At 73.9% G+C, this 15,799-nt stretch carries 7 protein-coding genes; 3 read left to right on the top strand and 4 right to left on the bottom strand.

What is annotated here, in order from left to right; genetic code table 11:
* Positions 1–3 precede the first annotated feature (3 nt).
* The 4 genes from B7C62_33405 to B7C62_33390 all read right to left on the bottom strand — a co-directional run bounded on the left by B7C62_33405 (position 4) and on the right by B7C62_33390 (position 3,477).
* Positions 4–906 carry a luciferase gene (locus tag B7C62_33405; protein ID ARF76638.1) on the bottom strand — a complete coding sequence of 301 codons (903 nt, stop codon included), beginning with the start codon at positions 904–906 and terminating at the stop codon, positions 4–6.
* A complete protein-coding gene (locus tag B7C62_33400) occupies positions 903–1,853 on the bottom strand; it encodes a hypothetical protein (protein ARF76637.1) in 951 nt (316 codons plus the stop codon). Before B7C62_33400 ends, B7C62_33405 begins: the two co-directional genes overlap by 4 nt.
* Positions 1,850–2,341, bottom strand: a complete 492-nt coding sequence (locus tag B7C62_33395) for a dioxygenase (GenBank protein ARF76636.1) — start codon at positions 2,339–2,341, stop codon at positions 1,850–1,852. Before B7C62_33395 ends, B7C62_33400 begins: the two co-directional genes overlap by 4 nt.
* 137 nt (positions 2,342–2,478) lie before the next feature.
* Complete coding sequence (locus tag B7C62_33390) at positions 2,479–3,477, bottom strand: SAM-dependent methyltransferase (protein ID ARF76635.1); 999 nt, start codon at positions 3,475–3,477, stop codon at positions 2,479–2,481.
* Positions 3,478–4,087: 610 nt separating this feature from the next.
* Between B7C62_33390 and B7C62_33385 the strand changes: the two genes are divergently transcribed.
* The 3 genes from B7C62_33385 to B7C62_33375 all read left to right on the top strand — a co-directional run bounded on the left by B7C62_33385 (position 4,088) and on the right by B7C62_33375 (position 15,785).
* Positions 4,088–5,053, top strand: a complete 966-nt coding sequence (locus B7C62_33385; protein ARF77495.1) for an amidinotransferase — start codon at positions 4,088–4,090, stop codon at positions 5,051–5,053.
* Between the two features lie 153 nt (positions 5,054–5,206).
* On the top strand, positions 5,207–11,623 hold the full coding sequence (locus tag B7C62_33380) for a hypothetical protein (GenBank protein ID ARF76634.1): 6,417 nt from the start codon (positions 5,207–5,209) through the stop codon (positions 11,621–11,623).
* Between the two features lie 88 nt (positions 11,624–11,711).
* Positions 11,712–15,785, top strand: coding sequence for a hypothetical protein (locus B7C62_33375; protein ARF76633.1), 4,074 nt, complete (start codon positions 11,712–11,714; stop codon positions 15,783–15,785).
* Positions 15,786–15,799 lie beyond the last annotated feature (14 nt).

Genomic DNA, 15,799 nt, shown 5'->3' with positions numbered 1-15,799 from the left:
GGATCACGGGGCGCCTCCGGGGGTGAGCACGGTGCGGGCGATGTCCTCCAGGACCTCGATCCGGCCCTGGTAAGGGAAGCCGTCCCTCGGCCAGTGGCTGACGACGTCGGTGAAGCCCGCGGCCTCGAACAGTCCGCAGGCGTCCTGGTAGGCGGAGGCCGAGTCGGAGACGCCGCGGATCATGGCCCCGGTCACCACCAGGCGGCGCACCGTGGCCGGGTCGCGTCCGGCGGCGGCGCACGCCTCCTCCAGGGCACGCAGCTGCCCGGCCAGGCGGGGGACGGCACGGTCGTAGCGGGCGGGTTCGCCCCAGCCGGGCCGTCCGGCCGTCACCCAGATGTCGGCGTACCGGGCCGCCAGCCGCAGGCCCCGGGGGCCGGTGGCGGCGACGGCGAACGGGACGCGGGGCCGCTGCACGCACCCGGGAACGGTGTGCGCGTCGACGGCGGTGAAGTACCTGCCCGGGTAGTCCGTCACCGGGGACCGCAGCAGCAGGTCGGTCAGCTCGACGAACTCCTCGAACCGTTCGGCGCGTTGTACGGGTGACGGCGGCTTGGCGCCGAGCACCTCCTCGTCGTGGCCGCCCGCTCCGGCGCCCAGCCCGCAGACGATCCGGCCGCGCGAGATGTCGTCGAGCGTCGTCAGCTCCTTCGCGAACGTCACCGGATGCCGGAAGGCCGGGCCGGTCACCAGGGTGCCCAGGCGGATGCGGGAGGTCGCCGTCGCCGCCGCCGTGAGGGTGGGCACCGTCCCGAACCACGGTCCGCCGCGCAGGGTGCGCCAGGAGAGGTGGTCGTAGGTCCACGCGTGGTCGAAGCCGAACTCCTCGGCCCGGGACCAGAGTTCGCGGGCCCGGGCCCATGGGTGCTCGGGCAGCAGGACCACGCCGTGCCGCAGCCCGCTCACCGGGCCGCCGCCCGGGCGCGGTCGAGGGGCAGTCCGGCGGCCAGGCGGGCGATCCGGAAGAGGGCGTCGGTCAGGTCCTCCTCGCAGGCGAGGACGTCCGGCTGCCGCAGTTCCTCGGGGATCTCGTCGGCGCCTGCGGCGGGGTAGAGGCCGTTGGCGGCCAGGTCCATGGCGACGGCCTTCTGCCGGCGCAGGAGCTGGGAGGCGACCTCGGAGGAGGAGACCGGGGCGCGCAGGGTCAGGAAGTAGCAGTCGAAGACGGCGCCCCACATGCGTGGCTGGGCGGTGTCCCGTTCGGCGACGGTCCGCTGGAGCAGGGAGCGCCCTCCGGTGACGAGTTTCGAGGCCACGCCGAGGTGGATCTGGCTGCTGAGCCGCACCTCCCGCACCAGCGCGTCCGCCTGCGAGGCCGCGACGGGCGGCACCTTCCGCCCCCGGAACAGGCTGCGTACGGGCGGGTAGTCGGGGGCCCAGGTGCCGGTGAAGGTACTGTGCAGGCGGTACATGCTCGGCCGGATGGTGCCGTTGTAGACGGCACGGTCGCAGGAACCGGTGTAGAGCAGCATGCCGCAGTACCCGCGGACGTGCTGGGTGATCTCCGCCGACAGCTCCTCCCGGTCGCCCTCTCCGGCGGAGAGCCGGGCCAGGGCGTCGGCGAGCAGCCGCCAGATGACGAAGGAGATCTGGTGGCCGGTGATCCAGCGGAACCAGAACAGCCGCTCCGGCGTATGCCCGACGGCGGGCCGGGTGATCTCGAACCCCTCGTCCGCGCGGGTGTGGAGGGCCTGGCACACCCGGGTCACATCGGCGGGCCCCACGCATCCGCCGGTGGCGTACGGCTCCCCCGGGTGCGGGAGGGTCAGCGGTTCCAGGCCGTAGGGGTAGTCGCTGAAGTCCCAGCTCCCGGTGGTGGGGAGGGCGAGGGCCGCGGCGGCGCCGGGGGTCACGGGGTGGCCGCCGGGACGTGGGTGAACTCGAACTCCAGGCCGTTGACGTCGAGGCAGTAGAAGCTCTCCACCCCGTCGTCGTCCATGACGACGTCGGTGGGCGGGTCCGGCAGGGCGAACACGTACCGGCCGGACCGGGCCAGTTCCCACCAGTGGTCGCGCCAGCGGCGCAGGGCGTCCGGGGAGTCGACGGCCATGCAGACATGCTGGAACTGCGTCTCGTGCGGGCGGGGCCGGCCCTCGCCGGTGGCCGTACGTTCGAAGAGGTGGAAACGGGTGTCCCCGCGGGCCAGTTCGGCCATGCGCACGATGCCCGGGAGGCGGCTCACCGTCAGGGCGGAGAACCGGTCCGTCGCCCAGGTGCGGCGGCAGCCGAGGAAGTCGCGGTACCAGGTGGCGCAGTTGTCGAGGTCGGTCGTCTGCACCGCGATGTGGTGCAGGTACGTGTGCGGGAGAGCGGGAGCGGGCGGAGTCGGCTGAGCCTTCATGATTCTCCTTCGGCGGTCCGGTGCGGGTGGCCGGGTGAGCACCGTTCCAGGGGGGGGCCGTGGTGGCACCGTTCCGGGGGGGGGTGGCCGTGGTGGCACCGTTCCAGGGGGGATGGCCGTGGTGAGCACCGCTCCGGTCAGAGCTGTTCCAGTTCGAAGATCACTTCTCCGACCGCCAGGTCGATCGCGTGCTTGCGGCGCAGGCGCCAGCCGCCCTCCTCGAAGACGGATTCCCAGTCGGCGACGGTGGGGATGAAGGTGCCCATGAGGTCGTGGGCGACCTCGAAGCCCAGGGTGAACACCGGGAGTTCGCCGTCGGGAAGGCCCACCGTGCGGGTGGCGTCACCGAGCAGGAACCGGCGGGTGGCCGGGAACAGTCCGCGCAGCCGCCGCAGGGTGGTGACGCAGTTCTGCCGGGGCCAGAAGTCGTGTCCCATCATGAAGGACGTGAGGAGCTCCACCTCCTGGAACTCCGCGCGGGGCTCCATCGCGAGCACGTCCGCCTCCACGAAGAGGACGCGGTCGGCCAGTTCCGCCTCGGTGGCCGCTTCGGCCGCCGCCGCCAGGGCGGGGCGGGCGATGTCGACGCCCAGGCCGCTGGCCCCGGGGAAGCGGCGGAGGAGCTCCAGGACGCGTGTTCCGCTGCCGCATCCCAGGTCCGCGACGGCGGTGACCTCGAAGTCGAGCCCGTCGACCGCCTCCCGGAACCAGGGGTCGTAGCAGAAGGTGCTGATCTCCCGGCAGGCGTATGCGATGGCCGCGCTGTCCCGCCGGTGGAAGTCCCCCGCCCGGTTCTCGGTGGCCAGGACCTCCGGCATGCGCCGGAACAGGTCGGCGCTGCCCCGGGAGAGCCAGTGGAAGAAGGAGCGGGTGCGGTAGGTCTCGGCGAAAAGGGCCGCCGGAACGACCTTCGCGTCATCGCGTTCCACTATGCCGACGGCGGCCAACGCCCTGAACAGAGCGAGAGCCGCCGTGAAGTCGAGCTGTTTTTCGGATGCGAACTTGTTGACGTCGAGAATGCCGTGGTCGGATAACTCGTCCAACGCCCCGATCTCCCACGCCGCGCCCACCGCCGAGGCGGCCACCGCCGAATTGAAGATACGGGCCACCGACGTTTCGGCGTCACCGGTAGTCATACCGACTTCCCCCCATGTTTTGAGTCGCGCAGGTCCACGAGCCAATAGGATCTTGAGAGTTGTTGATCGTTTTTCGGTGGTTCGCCCGGCCGGTGGAAAAGATCGTGAACCGGGCCGGTGGCGCGTGATCTTTCGGGCGGGGCTCGGGCCCATTGTCCCGAGGCACAGGATTCCCGCTACGGCGCAATGCTCCCCGTTCCGGGCCGTCACAGCAAGCGCTGTACACGACAACGGTCGCAGGGTTGACGAAGATGTCAGGGGCAGGGCATCGTCGTCAACTGTCACGTATCCGCAGTGGTCAGACGGGGAGACTGTGGGCATCCAGGGGTTGACCAGCCCCTTTTCGGCAGTGGCTCAGCCTGCCGTTCCCGCCTCCCCGCCGGACTTCCGCTTCAGGTCGATGAATTCCGTGCACCTCCTGGACGAGGGACATCAAGTGGAATGGGACGATCCTGCACCGGCGAAAGACCGATTAGCCACCCAGCACCGGCAGACCCAGGAAGTTCAGCGCGATGCGGGCCCGGTCTCCTCCTACACGGAGTGGGACCCGCTCGAGGAAGTCATCGTCGGCATCGTCGACGGCGCGGCTTTCCCGGCCTGGCACTTCTCGATGGAACCCGTTCTTCCCGCCGGACAGCACGAGACGTTCCGCCGCAACGCCGGCCGCCCGTTCCCTGCGGAACTGATCCGGGCCGCCCGGGCGGAACTGGAGGAGTTCACCCGGATACTCGAAGCGGAAGGCGTGACCGTACGCCGTCCGGAGCCGATACCGCAGCACCGCCCCTACTCCACCGGTGAGTGGGCCAGCACCGGAATGTACGCGGCCATGCCCCGGGACGCGCTGCTCGTGGTGGGCGACGAGATCATCGAGTGCCCCATGGCCTGGCGCTCGCGCCACCACGAGACGCTCGCCTACCGGCCCCTGCTCAAGGAGTACTTCCACGGCGGCGCGAAGTGGAGCTCCGGGCCGAAGCCGGAGCTGCGTGACGAGCTCTACGACCACGAGTGGACCGATCCGGGCGACGGCGAACCGGCCCGTCTGGTCGTCACCGAGTTCGAACCGACCTTCGACGCGGCCGACTTCATCCGCTGCGGCCGGGACATCATCGCGCAGCGGAGCAACGTCACCAACGCCTTCGGCATCGAGTGGCTGCGCCGCCACCTCGGCGACCGCTACCGGGTCCACGTCCTGGAGTTCGACGACGCGCACCCCATGCACATCGACGCGACCCTGATGCCGCTGGCCCCCGGGAAACTGCTCGTCCACCCCGGCCGGGTGCGGCGGGTACCGGACCTCTTCCGGGGCTGGGACGTGCTGCGCGCACCGGAGCCGGTGATCCCCGACTCCCACCCGCTCTATCTGACCAGCAAGTGGATCAACATGAACGTCCTCATGCTGGACGAACAGCGCGTGGTGGTGGAACGCCAGGACGAGCCGATGATCACCGCGCTGAAGAACTGGGGCTTCACGCCCGTGCTGTGCAGCTTCCGCCACTTCAACAGCTTCGGGGGCTCCTTCCACTGCGCCACGCTGGACGTCCGCCGCCGGGGCGGACTCGACTCCTACCTGGGGTGAAGAGCCCTTGTGAACCGGGGCGGGCCGAACGCCCGCCCCGGCGGGCCCACGGCCTGTGCACCGGTGACCGCCGCCGCACGGAAGCCGCACCGGCCCCCGCACCGTCACGGCCGTCGACCACGGCCGCCGACGCCGCCTGATTTGGGGTGTGAGATGTCAGAACGCCGTCCGGAGCCCGTCGGCCTGATGCCGGGCCAGCGGGGCCTGTGGTTCGCCCAGCGCTTCGACCCGGGCAGCCCGATCCTCAACGTGGGTGAGTACCTGGACATCGCCGGTCCGCTCGATGCCGCGCTGTTCGACGAGGCGCTGCGGCGGACCGTCCAGGAGGCGCAGACGCTGCGGCTGCGCTTCTCGGAGGACGACGGGGTGCCGGCCCCGGCCGTCGACCCGGCCGTCCGGCACATCCCGCTCCACCTCGACGTCCGGGGCGAGAAGGACCCGCGGGGCGCCGCCCTGGAGTGGATGCGGGCCGACCTCCGCGCCCCGCGCGACCCGCTGACCGGCCCGCTCGCCCGCTACGCCCTCTTCCGGGTGGCCGACGACCGCTACCACTGGTACCAGGGATGCCATCACCTCGTCAGCGACGGCTTCAGCTTCCCCCTGGTAGCGGGCCGGGTCGCGGACCTCTACACAAGGCTCGCCGAGGGCGCCGACGGCCTCGGCCGCCCGTTCGAGCCGATCCGGGTCCTCCTCGACGCCGATGCCGCCTACCGGGGTTCGGCGGCGTTCCGGGCGGACCGCGAGCACTGGCGGAGTGTGCTCGCCGACCGCCCCCGGGGGGTCAGCCTCAGCGGACGGCCGCCGCGCGGTCCCGCCCGGGACGTCCGCCGCGATCTGCGCAACCTGCCGTCCGGTGAGGCGGACCGGCTCCGCACCGCCGCGAGCGCCCTCGGCTCCGGGCTGGCGGGGCTCGTCGTGGCGGCGACGGCCCTGGGCGTGAGCCGCGCCACCGGGGAGACGGACGTGCTGCTCGGGTTCGCCGTACCGGGGCGTGCGCCCGGCGCGGAGCTGTACGTACCCGGGGTGACGGCCAACGTCGTGCCGCTGCGCGTCCGCGTGGACCCGGGCATGCCGGTACGGAGCCTGGTGGAGCAGTGCGCGGTGCGCGCCCTGGAGGCCGTACGCCACCAGCGCTACCGGTACGAGGACCTGCTGAGCGACGCCGGGCTGCGGCCCGGCGAGTCCCCGTGGTCGGTCTCCGTCAACGTCATGCCGTTCGACTACCGTATCGGCTTCGCCGGGGCGCCCGTGACCGCCCGCAATCTGTCCACCGGTCCGTTCGAGGATCTGTCCGTCGCGGTGTGGGACGTCTCTTCCGACCGCAGTATCCAGTTCGCGGTCGACGCGGACCCCGAGCTGTACGACGAGCAGGGGCACGCGTCCTGTGTGTCGCTGCTGCACGAGGCGCTGGAATGGGTCGTCGGCGCGTCGCCCGACACGCCCGTCGGGCGCGCCGGTCTGCTGGACCGCAGCGTCGGGGACCGGGTCCTGCGTACCTGGAACGAGCCCGTGCGGCCCGTTCCGGAGACGGCGCTGCCCCCGCTGCCCGCGGTCGGCGCGGCGCGCGCTCCGGACGCCCCCGCGGTGATCGCCGGCGACGGGCAGATGTCCTACGGGGAGCTGGCGGCGCGGGTGAACCGGCTGGCCCGGGTCCTGATCAGCCACGGCGCCGGACCGGGCAGCCATGTGGCGCTGCTGCTCCCCCGGTCGCCGCAGACCGTGGTGGCCGTCCTGGCCGTGCTCAGGACGGGTGCCGCCTACATGCCGGTCGACCCGGCCCACCCCGACGACCGCATCGCCCGCCTGCTGCGCGACACCCGGCCCGTACTGACCCTCACCACGGCCGAGTTCACCGGACGGCTGTCGGCCGCCCGGCCCGAGGGGGCCCTGCTCGCCCTGGACGACCCCGCGGTGGTGGCGGACACGGCCGGGAGGCCGGACACGGAGGTGACCGACGCGGACCGGCTGTCGCCCCTGCTGCCCGCCCACCCGGCGTACATCCTGCACACATCGGGCTCGACGGGGCGCCCCAAGGGCGTGGTCGTCGAACACCGCGCCGTCGCCGCCTTCGTACGGCACTCCGTCCCCGCCTACGGGCTGACGCCGCACGACCGGGTGCTGGCCGCCGCCTCGCTCACCTTCGACGCTTCCGTCCTGGAGCTGCTCGTCTCGCTCGCCGCCGGGTCGGCGGTGGTGCTGGCAGACGACGACGAACGCCTGGACACCGAGTCGATCCAGCGCCTCCTGGCTCGGCACCGGGTGACGGTGGCGCACCTCGCCCCCACGACCCTGCGCGCCCTGCGGCCGGAGGAGCTGCCGGACCTGCGCCTGGTGACGGCCGGCGGTGACGCGCTCGCCGGTGATCTCGTGGACCGCTGCGCCGCCGCGGGCATCCCGTTGCACAACGCGTACGGTCCGACCGAGACCACGGTCGAGGTGACCCGGAAGGTGTGCCTGCCCGGGCAGCCGGGGGAAGCACCGCCGATCGGGCGCCCGGTGCCGGGCAGCAGGGCGTATGTGCTGGACCGTGCGCTGCGGCTGCTGCCCGCCGGAGCGGTCGGCGAACTGTACGTCTCCGGCGCCTCGCTGGCGCGCGGCTATCTCGGCCGCCCCGGTCAGACGGCGGCACGGTTCGTCGCGGACCCCTTCGGTCCGCCGGGGGCGCGGATGTACCGGACGGGAGACCTGGCCCGCTGGTCACCGGAGGGCGACCTGCTGTTCGCCGGACGGGCGGACGACCAGGTCAAGGTGCGGGGGGTGCGCATCGAACCGGGCGAGGTGCAGGCGGCGCTGGCCCGCTGCGACGGTGTCGGACAGGCTCTGGTGCGGATGTGTGAGGACGGGCGCGGCGAGCGGTATCTGGCCGCGTACGTCGTTGCCTCGCCCGGCGCGGCCGTGGACCCGGCGGCGGTGCGGCGGCAGGCGGCCGGGTTCCTGCCCGCGCATCTGGTGCCCGCCGCCGTGGTCCCTTTGGAGTCGCTGCCCGTCACGGCGGAGGGGAAGGTCGACGTACGGGCGGAGCTGCCGGAGCCCTCGTTCGTCCCGGCCGACGGGGGGAGGCCGCCCGCCACCCCCGTCGAGGAGAGCCTGTGCGCCGTCTTCGCGGAGGTGCTCGGACTGCCCGAAGTGGGCGTGGACGACAGCTTCTTCGCGCTGGGCGGCCACTCCCTGGCGGCGACCCGGCTGCTCAACCGCATCCGGACCGTCCTCGGCCGGGAGCTGGGCATCCGCGCGGTCTACGAGGCGCCGACGGCCGCCGGACTGGCGAAGCTGCTTAACGGGACGGGGCGGGCCCGGAGCGAACCGGCCCCGGGGGTGCGGCCCGGCCGGATTCCCCTGTCGTACGCCCAGACGCGGCTGTGGTTCCTGCGGCAGCTGGAGGGACCGGGCGCCACCTACAACCATCCGGTCGCCCTGCGCCTGACGGGGCGTCCGGACATCCCGGCGCTGCGGGCGGCGCTCACGGACGTGCTCGACCGGCACGAGGCGCTGCGCACGGTCTTCCCCACCGTGGACGGGCAGCCGTACCAGCAGGTGCTGCCCGTCGGCTCCGTGGCTCCGGCGCTGCCCGCGGAAGCCGTAGCGGCCGGGGAGCTGCCCGGTGTGCTGGAGCGCGCGGCCCGCGAGCCCTTCGACCTGGTGTCGGACATCCCGCTGCGCGCCCGGCTGTTCACGTCCGCCGCCGACGAGCACGTACTGCTGCTGGTGGCCCACCACATCGCGGGCGACGCCTGGTCGGAACGGCTGCTGCTGCGCGATCTGTCCACCGCGTACGCCGCGCGGCATGCGGGCGGGGCTCCCCGGTGGGAGCCGCTGCCGTTGCAGTACGCCGACTTCGCCCTGTGGCAACGCGCGGCGCTGGGCAGGCGGGACGACCCGGACAGCGCCCTGGCGGCGCAGCTCGGCCACTGGCGGAACGCCCTGGACGGCCTGCCGCAGGAGACACCGCTGCCGACGGACCGGCCCCGCCCTGCCACCCCCTCCCACCGGGGCGGGTCGGTGCCCCTGAACGTGCCGGAGGAGCTGCGCGGGGCGCTGGACAAGCTCGCCCGCGCCCACGGCGCGAGCACCTTCATGGTCCTCCAGGCGGCGCTGGCCGTCCTGCTCTCCCGGCTCGGTGCGGGGGACGACGTGCCCGTCGGCGCCCCGGTGGCCGGGCGCACCGACGACGCGCTGGAGGATCTGGTCGGCTTCTTCGCGAACACCCTCGTGCTCCGTACCGATCTCTCCGGCGACCCCCCGTTCACCGAACTCCTCGGCCGGGTGCGGGAGATGTGCCTGCGTGCCTACGCGCACCAGGACGTGCCGTTCGAACTGCTGGTGGAGGAGCTCGCCCCCGGCCGTTCCCCGGCCTGGCACCCGCTCTTCCAGGTGGTGCTGGCGCTGCGGAACACCCGCGCAGGCGAACTGGCCCTGCCGGGCGTCGAGGTCCGCGCGGAACCGGTGGAGACGCACACCTCCCCGTTCGACCTGGCCTTCGAGTTCGACGACCGGGACCGGGACGGCCGCACCGCCGGGGGGATCTCCGGGACGGTGCAGTACAACGCGGACCTGTTCGACCGCGACACCGTCGAGCGGCTGGCCGGCCGTCTGCTGCGGCTGCTGGAGGGGGTGGCGCACGACCCGGCCCTGCCGGTGAGCCGGTACGGGCTGTGGGCTCCGGGCGAACAGGAGCAGGTCCTCCGGCACTGGAACGACACCCGCAGGCCCGTCCCCGACGTGTCGCTGCCCGATCTGTTCGAGGCACGGGCGGCCCGGACACCGGAGCACCCCGCCGTGACCGCCCCCGACGGCACGCTGTCCTACGCCGGGCTGAACCGCCGGGCCAACCGGCTGGCCCGGCTGCTGACGGCGCGCGGCATCGGCCCGGAGTCGGTGGTGGCCCTGGCGGTCCCGCGCTCGGTCGACCTGCCCGTCGCGGTGTGGGCGACGCTCAAGGCGGGCGCCGCCTACATGCCGCTGGACCCGCAGTACCCGGCCGAACGGATCGCCTTCCTCCTCGACGACGTACGCCCGGCCGTCGTGGTGGGCACCGCCGCGACGGCCGCGGGGCTGCCGCCGGGCGGACCCGAGCGCCTCCTCCTGGACGATCCGGCCGTGGCCTCGGCGCTGGCCGCGCAGCCTGCGGAGAACCTGTCCGACGGGGAGCGCACCGCGCCGCTGGTCCGGGACAGTCCGGTGTACGTGATCCACACCTCGGGCTCCACCGGCACACCCAAGGGCGTGGTGATGACGGCCGGGCCGCTGGTCAACCTGGTGCTGTGCCACGCCGAGTGGCTCGCCGCCGGGGAGACGGGAGGCCGTCGGGGTCCCGTCGCCCAGTTCTCCGCGTTCAGCTTCGACGTGTCCGCCTGGGAGATCATCGAGACGCTGACCTCCGGCAGAACGCTGGTGGTGCCGGACGACGAGGTACGGCGGGACGCGGCGGCGTTCGTCCGCTGGCTCGACGAGCACCGGGTGGAGGACGTGTGCGCGCCCAACGTGATGGTGGAGGCGATCTGCGAGGCGGCCCTGGAACAGGGGCTGGAGCTGCCCGCGCTCCGGGACCTCAGCCAGGGCGGTGAGGTGCTGCGGCTGACGCCGGGGGTGCGGGAGTTCGTCGCGGCCCGGCCCGGGCGCCGGCTGCACAACCTCTACGGCCCCACCGAGACCCACCTCGTCACCACGTTCACCCTGCCCCCGGCGCTGGAGCGGTGGCGGTCCTTCACCGCGCCGGTCGGCGCGCCCATCGCCAACGCCCGGATGTACGTCCTGGACCGGCGGCTGCGGCCGGTGCCGCCCGGGGTGACCGGGGAGCTGTACATCGCCGGGGACGTGCTCGCGCGCGGCTACTGGGCCCGGCCGGGGCTGACCGCCCAGCGTTTCGTCGCCGACCCGTTCGACGGGACGGGACGGCGCATGTACCGCACCGGAGACCTGGTGAAGTGGACCCGCGACGGCCTGCTCGCCTACGCGGGCCGTACGGACGCGCAGGTCAAGGTGCGCGGCTACCGGATCGAACCGGCCGAGATCGAGTCGGTGCTCGGGCGGCACGACGACGTGGCCCAGGTGGCCGTCGCCGTACGGGAGGACGCGACCGGCGGGAAGCGGCTGGCCGCCTACGTCGTCCCGGCACCGGGCGCCCGTACCGACGGGGCCGCGCTGCGGGCCCACGCCGCCCGGGTGCTGCCGGACTTCATGGTGCCGTCCGCCGTGGTGATGATGGAAGCCCTGCCGCTGACCGTGAGCGGCAAGGTGCACCACAGCAGGCTCCCGGCGCCGGACTTCTCCCGGCCGGTCTCCGGGCGGGCGCCCCGGACGGAGCGCGAGAAGGCCCTCTGCGGCCTCTTCGCCGAGGTGCTGGGCCTCGACCGGGTCGGCGTCGACGACTCCTTCTTCGACCTCGGCGGCCACTCCCTGCTGGCGACCCGGCTGGCGGGCCGGGTCCGGGCGGCCCTGGCCGTGGAGATGGAGGTGCGCGCCCTGTTCGAGGCTCCGACGGTCGCGGCGCTGGCGGAGCGGCTGGAGAAGGCGCCCCGGCCCCGGCGGCCCGCGCTGCGCCGCATGCCCCGGCCGGGCGGTGACCGGTGACCGGCGGCCGGGCCGCGCACCGCGCCCCCGCTCCCGTACGGCCTGATCTCCCCGGGGAGCAACGGCCCGACCACCCCAGGGAGAACCCGTGATCCCCTTGTCGTTCGCGCAGTCCCGCATCTGGTTCCTCAACCAGCTGGACGGCGGCGCCGGTTACCGTATTCCGCTGGCGTACCGCCTGCACGGGGAGCTGGACGGCCGGGCGCTCCGCGAGGCGGTCGCCGATGTGGTGGAGCGCCACGAGAGCCTCCGTACCGTCTTCCCCGAGGCCGACGGCACGCCCCATCAGGTGGTGCTCGACGCGGAATCCGCCCGGCCGCCGCTGCCGGTGGCCGTGACCGGCGAGGCGGAGCTCCGCGAGGCGCTGCGCGCGGCGGCCGGGCACGTCTTCGATCTCACCGCGGAACTCCCGTTGCGCGCGCACCTGTTCCGGCTGGGCGAACGGGAGCACGTGCTGCTCGTCCTGCTGCACCACATCGCCGCGGACGGCTGGTCGCTCGCTCCGTTGCTGGACGAGCTGGCCGCCGCCTACACGGCCCGGCGGGCGGGCCGCGCACCGCACTGGGACCCGCTGCCGGTGCAGTACGCCGACTACACGCTGTGGCAGAACGAGCTCCTGGCCGCGGAGGACGACCCGAACAGTCTGGCCGGAGAGCAACTCGCCTACTGGAAGCGCCAGTTGGACGGTCTCCCGGACTGTCTGGCCCTCCCCGCCGACCGGCCCCGGCCGCCCGTGGCCTCCCATCGGGGCGGTACGGCACCGGTCTCGCTCCCTCCGGACGCCCACCGCCGCCTGCTGGCGCTGGCCCGGCAGGAGAAGGCGAGCCTGTTCATGGTCCTCCAGGCCGGGGTGGTCGCCCTGCTGACCCGGCTGGGCGCGGGCGGTGACATCCCCGTCGGCACGGCGGTCGCCGGACGGACCGACGAGGCGCTGGACGGCCTCATCGGCATGTGCGTCAACACGCTGGTGCTCCGTACCGACGCGGGCGGCGATCCGACCTTCCGCGAACTCCTCGGGCGCGTACGCGAAGTGGACCTGGACGCCTACGCCCACCAGGACCTGCCGTTCGAACGGCTCGTGGAGGTGCTCCGCCCCGAGCGGTCCGCCGCCTGGAACCCGCTGTTCCAGGTGATGCTGGTCCTGGAGGACGGGCCCGAGCAGACCCTGCGGCTGCCCGGTCTGACCGCCGTCGAGGAGCCGGTGGACAGCGGCAGCGCCAAGTTCGACCTGTCCCTGCACCTGCGGGAGCGGGCACCGGGCACGGAGTCCGCCCCGGCGGGCCTGTACGGCAGCCTGGACTACGCCCTCGACCTGTTCGACGCCCCGGCCGCCGCCGGGTTTGTCACCTGGTGGACCCGGCTGCTGGAGGCCGCGGCGGCCGACCCCGACCTGCGGATCAGCCGCCTCCCCCTGCTCACGCCGGACGAGCGGGCGGAGCTGCTCGCCTGGGGTACCGGCGCCCCGGTGCCGCCGGGGGACGGCGCCGCCATGATGCCCGGCCTCTTCGAGGAGCAGGCCGCCCGCACGCCGGACGCGCCCGCCGTGGTGGAGGGCAGTACGGCCCTGGACTACGGGGAGCTGAACCGGCGGACGAACCGGCTGGCCCGTGCGCTGGCCGGGCGGGGGGTCGGGCCGGAGGATCTGGTCGCCGTCGTGCTGCCACGGTCCGTGGACGCCTTCGCGGCGATGCTCGCGGTGCTCAAGGCCGGTGCCGCCTACGTCCCGGTGGACACCGATCTGCCGCCCGCGCGGATCGCCTCGGTGCTGGAGGAGGCCGCACCCCGGCTGCTGATCGGGGACGCCGGACTCGCCGGGCGGATCGGCATGACGGGTGTCCCCCTGCTCACCCCGGCCGACCTCCACCGGCTCGGCGCCCCGGGTACGGCCCCGGCCTCACCGGACGCTGCCGTACCGGACCCGGCCGCTCCGGGAACAGCCACTTCGCGAACGACCGCTCCTGACACGGCCCAAGCCGACCCGACTGGCGCGGTCCCGACCGCCCCGAACGGCACCGTCCCGACCGCCACCGACCCCACAGCCACAGCCACAGCCATGACCGACCCCGACCCGGACGCCGCGAACCTGACCGACGCCGACCGTGTCCGGCCGCTGCTCCCCGGCCACCCCGCCTACGTGATCCACACCTCCGGCTCCACCGGCCGCCCCAAGGGGGTCGTCGTGGAGCACGGTGCGCTCGGCGCCTATCTGCGCCGGGGCCGGGTCACCTACCCGGGGGTGTCGGGCATCAGCCTGATCCATTCCTCGGTCTCCTTCGACCTGACCGTCTCCGCCGTCTACCTCCCCCTGGTCAGCGGTGGCTGTCTGCACCTCACCGACCTGACCGCCCCGGACCACAGCAGGACGCCCCGCCCCGCGCTGCTGGAGATCACCCCCAGCCATCTGGATCTGCTGGAGTCACTGCCGTACGACCTCTCCCCCACCGCGTGCCTCCTCGTCGGCGGGGAGCCCCTGCGGGGCGAGGCCATGGAGCGCTGGCGGGAGCGGCACCCGGACGCGGTGATCTTCAACAGTTACGGACCGACCGAGGCGACCGTCAACTGCGCCGAGGCCCGGCTTCCCCTCGGGGTGCCGGTCCCCGCCGGGCCCGTGCCGATCGGCGGGCCGTGTCCCGGTGCCCGGCTGTATGTGCTGGACTCCGCGCTCGGTCCCGTTCCCCGGGGGGTGGTGGGTGAGCTGTACGTCGCGGGCACCGGGGTCGCCCGCGGGTATCTGGGGCGGCCCGGCCCGACGTCGGAGCGCTTCGTGGCGGACCCGTACGGGCCGGCCGGGTCGCGTATGTACCGGACGGGCGATCTGGTGCGGCTGCTGCCGACGGGCGGGCTGGAGTTCACCGGGCGGGCGGACGGCCAGGTCAAGATCAGGGGGCACCGGATCGAACTCGGCGAGGTCGAGGCCGCGTTGCTGGCCCACCCCCGGGTCGCGCGGAGTGCGGCGCTGGTGCACGAGGCCGCCCCCGGCGACCGCCGGATCATCGGGTACGTCGTCCCCGAGGAGGGCCCGCCCGAGGAACTGGACCTCGCCGGTCTGCGTACGTCCCTGGCCCGGCGCCTGCCCTCGGCCATGGTGCCCTCCGCCGTCCTGGCGGTCGGCCGGCTGCCGCTCACCGGCAACGGCAAACTCGACCGGGCCGCGCTCCCGCTGCCGGAGTCCGGCGCCCCGCCCGCCGGGCACCGCCGCGCCCCGCGCACTCCCGCCGAGACGGCGCTGTGCGGGGTCTTCGCCGAGGTGCTGGGGGTGCGGGAGGTCGGCGTCGAGGACAACTTCTTCGAACTGGGCGGCCACTCCCTCCTGGTGCCCCGGCTGATCGGCGCGGCCCGGCAGGCCGCCGGTGTCGACGTATCGATGCAGCAGGTCTTCCTGGAGCCGACGGTGGCCGGACTCCTGCGGGAGCAGCCGAGTGCGCGCGGACCGCTCGACCCGCTGGTACGGCTGCGCGCCGGGGGCGGCGGCAGCCCGCTGTGGTGCCTCCACCCCGGCAGCGGGCTGGGGTGGAGCTACACCGGGCTGCTCCCCCACGTACCGGCGGAGCATCCGGTGTACGCCGTCCAGGCCCGTGGTCTCGACGGGCGGGGCGGGCTCGCGGAGAGCTTCGACGCGCTCGTGTCCGACTACTGCGCCCTCATCACCGACGGCCAGCCGAAGGGGCCGTACCTGCTGACCGGCTGGTCCTTCGGCGGCACCGCCGCGCACGCCGTCGCCGTACGGCTGCGTGAGGCGGGGCACGAGGTGGCGCTGCTGGCCGCCATCGACGCCTGGCCCGCCGACGGGCCCCGGGAGGCCGCCGCCGGACCGCCGCCGGACGTGCGCGCCGTGGCCTTCGACGGCGGGGACCCGCCCGCCGGGCTGGCGGGGGAGCTGATCGACGCGCTGCTGGCCGTCACGGAGAACACGATGCGTCTGCTCGACGGACCCGGCGCGGGGACAGGGGTGTTCGACGGTTCGCTGCTGCTCTTCGAGTCCTCGCCCGACGGCCGGGGCGCGGGGGCGGCGGAGCTGTGGCGCCCGTACGTCACCGGGGAGATCCGGACCGTCCCGGTGGCCGGTGAGCATCTGCGCATGATGCGCCCCGACGCGCTCGCCGTGATCGGGCCCGCCCTGCGGGACGCCCTGCGCTCCCTGCCCCTCGAACCCGCCGTCTGAAGAGGAGAAGCCCC

It is taken from the genome of Kitasatospora albolonga, assembly GCA_002082585.1.
In the GTDB taxonomy this organism is placed as follows: Bacteria; Actinomycetota; Actinomycetes; order Streptomycetales; family Streptomycetaceae; genus Streptomyces; species Streptomyces stephensoniae.
This window is presented reverse-complemented; position numbering and strand designations above follow the sequence as displayed.

Coding starts and splice junctions, on each gene's coding strand:
- B7C62_33395 (ARF76636.1), bottom strand. CDS start 2,341: ATGAAGGCTCAGCCGACTCCGCCCGCTCCCGCTCTCCCGCACACGTAC.
- B7C62_33390 (ARF76635.1), bottom strand. CDS start 3,477: ATGACTACCGGTGACGCCGAAACGTCGGTGGCCCGTATCTTCAATTCG.
- B7C62_33385 (ARF77495.1), top strand. CDS start 4,088: ATGGAACCCGTTCTTCCCGCCGGACAGCACGAGACGTTCCGCCGCAAC.
- B7C62_33380 (ARF76634.1), top strand. CDS start 5,207: ATGTCAGAACGCCGTCCGGAGCCCGTCGGCCTGATGCCGGGCCAGCGG.